This is a genomic window from Zavarzinia sp. (genome assembly GCF_041650655.1).
GTDB lineage: Bacteria > Pseudomonadota > Alphaproteobacteria > Zavarziniales > Zavarziniaceae > Zavarzinia.
Genome location: NZ_JBAZKR010000218.1, coordinates 1 through 3,348, shown reverse-complemented (window position 1 = coordinate 3,348; position 3,348 = coordinate 1). Strand labels below are relative to the sequence as shown.

Sequence of the window (3,348 nt, the reverse complement as noted above, 5' to 3'; positions counted from 1 at the left end):
TCGCCCTGGGTGAAGCCGTTGGTGCGCAGGAAGCCGAAGCCGTCGGGCAACACGTCGAGGATCCCAGTGCACGGGATGGACGGGCGGTCGTCGCGGGGCTCCTGCCGCGGCTTATCGCGGTCGCGGTCGCGGCTGCGGCGGTTCTTGCCCTTGCCGCCGCCCTGCTGCTGTCGCTGCTGACCTTGCTGGGGTTGCCGGCCGGGCTGCTGGCCGGAGGGCCGCTCGCCGTCGCCGGCCACGGCGCTCGCGCCTGGGCCATCGGCCGACGGCGCGGACGGTTCGGCCGACCCGACGGTGGGCGCGGGCGGCTCGGCCGACGGCGTGGGTGATTCGACGGCGGCCGCGAACGGTTCGGCCGAAGGCGCGGACTGCTGGACGACGGGCGCGGACGGCGCCGGCGCCTCGACAGCCGGCGTAGTGGGCGGCGCGACAGGCGCGCCGGCCGTGTCGGCCTTCTCGGCTTTCGCCGCCTTTTCGGCCTTCGTGGGCCTGGCGGGCTTCGCGACCGTCTTGTCGGCGGCCGGCCGCGGCGAAGACTCCATGGCCGGCACAGCCGGCTCGGTCGGTACGGTCATCTGGTCTGTGTGTTCGTCAGTGCTCATGGGCTCCCGGGACCTCTGACATCGCCCCGCGCGGCCGGCGGCCGTATCGCCTGGGAGATGTCGAACGAGTAGAGGTGGATGAAGTGATGGAAGACGGGGTCCGTGCGGACTCCGGTGCAGAGTATGTCACACCACGCAAGAGATTCCCACTCATTTCGCTTCCTACCACGCGACGCGGCGTGTCCCCCCCATGGCCCGTGGCCGCCGGGGACCGCTGGGTGGCCGAGGGATGCCCTCCGCGCGGCGTTGTCGAGACCCCCGCCGGGGAGCGGCGCAGTGGCCCACCGCTGCCGCGCCGGTCAGTCCGGGGACGCCCCGCTCTGCTCCTCGACACGCTGCAAGATCGCGCCCAGTACCTCGCTCACGTTCTCTTCGAGAGTCGGGTTGTCCACGACCGGGACGCCTAGCGCCGCGGCCCGACCGACGATGTACTTCTGGATGCGGCGGATCTGGACGAAATGATCGAGGTAGCGACGCAGTGGGCGGATGCCGCCGGTCTCCCATTCGCGGACCGAGAAATTGCCGCGATGACGAGCCTTGTCCTGCACGGCGAGGACGAACTCCAACACCAGGGCTTCAGGCCAGCGCGCTCGTTCGAGATAGCCGGGCACGATGTGCACGCCCTCGACCACCATGCGCTGCGCCTCGTCTATGCCGCGGTCGATGATGGCCTCGATGCCCACCGAGACGGCCTTGGTCTGCTCCATGAACCCGACCTTGCTGAGGTCGGTCTCGCGCGGTACGGGCACGCGCACCGCGGCCGCGGCGTCGAAGGAGGACGTATGGATCGCGGGCATGAGCTCCGGCGCAAAGAAGGCGCGCATCGTCTGACGCACCATGTCCGTGCTGATCACACGCGTGATGCCGAGGCGATGGGCGAGCTCGGTGGCCAGCGTACTCTTGCCGACGCCCGTGGCGCCGCCGATGAGGATGATCAGCGGCGTCTCGAGGCGCAGCAAGGTCTGCCACTGTCGGAACCGGCGGATGAGGACATCGCCCTCCGCCTCGCCGAGCTGCTCCACCGCGATCTCGTGGAGGTCGGACAGCGTGAGGGCCGCCGGCCCACGGCGGCGCAGGCGCCGCTCCACGGCGGCCGCCACGCCGTATGCCCGCTCTGGGGCCAGGCCCGTCGCCATGAGCGTTTGCGCCATGAGACCTTTGCTGAACGGCGCCTCGTCAGCTTCGTCGATCAGCCTCACGTCACGGTCGTCGGTCACCGTCAGGCCTCCCCGCGCGGACCGGCGCCCGGCCTGGCGCGTGCCGCGAAACGCGCCGCCGCCAACCGTTCGAGCTCGTCGACGAGGGCACCCAGGTCGCCCTCGCGAGCGACCGGCTCGTTGTCGCAGAACACGAGCTCGCGGCCCGCCGCCGCCGCGGCCTCGACGACCACGTCCACGGCCGCCGCCTTGATCTCCGTGAGAAAGACGTCGGCCCCCTTGGTTGCGCGCGCCACATCGTGCGCCAGCCTGGCTCGGTCGGCGAGGCCGCTCGAGACCAGGACGACGTCGGCGCCGTGGTCCTCGGCGAGCGCCCGCGCAAGACGTGGCACGGCGCCCTCGGGAGCCGTGGTGAAGAAGGCCACCTTGCGGCCGCGCACAGGCTGCGCCGGCCGCGGCCGGAATACCGTCCGCACGATCCGCAGGCCGGGACGGACGGCCCCCGCGGCCGCCGCCATCGCGGCCACGTCGCCGGCCTCCGCGAACGGCGGCTCGCACTGCGTGAGCACGAGCGCGTCGCTGAGCAGCAGCCGGTAGGTGCCGAGCAGGCCGGCGACGTAGTCGAGCGGCTGGCCGGCTCCGGCCACGCAGACGGTGGCGTCGCACGCCACGGGCGGCACCACGGCGCCGCTTCCTTCGAACACGGCCAGCGCCGCGCCGCTGGCAGCCACGAGAGGCAGCGCTTCACGCACGTTGTCGTCGAACGGCGCCCCGGCGAGTCCGCCGCCGCAGCGCCGGCAGCCAATGGTGGTCACGCCCGCGAGCACGGCGTCCTCGTAGTAGTCGCTGGCGGCGTGCCGTCCGTTGCGCGACGCCGTCAGCAGCTCGGCCGCGCCCAAACCATCCGCGCCCCGCACCAGCTCGGGCTCCGGCGGACCTCCGCGGCCCATGGCGACGACGACGACACCGCCCCGGCCCGCCAGGCGGGCCTCGAGTCGCCGCGCCAGCCAGCCGCTTACCGCCGTCTTGCCCACGCGCTTGCCCGTGCCGATGACGCCGACTGCGGGCATGGCGTCGAGCCGCGCGAAGCGCTGCGGCTCGACGCGCGTGTCGGCCGCCTCGTAGCGCGCTCCCTCGGCGAGCGCGGCACTCATCAGCAGGAAGCGCTCACGGTAGCCGATGACGGGCTCGTCCGAAAGGTCGACGAGAGCGTCGGCGCGCGCCTCGCGGAGCGTGGCGCGAACCGTATCGAGCACGGCGACGACGTCGGCGGCGCCCGGCTCGACCGCGACGAGTCGCGAGAGGCCGACCTCACGAGCCAGCCCGTCCAGGTCCGCGGCCGTCCCGGCCGCGAGGCCGTGCGCGGCGGCGGAGCCGCCGCGCAGCTTCTCGCGGCCGCCGGCAAAGATGCCGGCGACCACGTCGTAGCGCCGTCGCAGCGCCTCGAGCGCGGCGGCCACCACCGGTGGATGGTGCTCGCCGTCTATCAAGACGACGGCGCGCGGCATGGTCTCCCCTATGGTCCGCCCCTCTCGGGAACCGGACAGACGTACTTCTCGAAGGACGCCGTGGAGGGCACGAAGTCGATG

2 protein-coding genes and 1 pseudogene are annotated in these 3,348 nt (G+C 72.9%); all 3 read right to left on the bottom strand.

The annotated features are described in order from the left end of the window. Nucleotides 1-602, bottom strand: a pseudogene (locus WC493_RS22495) (hypothetical protein); the annotation flags it as partial. A 299-nt stretch (nt 603-901) separates the two neighbouring features. Then, the gene (locus WC493_RS22490; RefSeq protein ID WP_373068739.1) at nt 902-1,819 is read right to left on the bottom strand and encodes a hypothetical protein; all 918 of its coding nucleotides are present in this window, start codon (nt 1,817-1,819) and stop codon (nt 902-904) included. A 2-nt stretch (nt 1,820-1,821) separates the two neighbouring features. Beyond that, nucleotides 1,822-3,267: a hypothetical protein gene (locus WC493_RS22485; RefSeq protein ID WP_373068737.1), complete on the bottom strand. Its 1,446-nt coding sequence runs from the start codon at nt 3,265-3,267 to the stop codon at nt 1,822-1,824. Nucleotides 3,268-3,348: the final 81 nt, after the last annotated feature.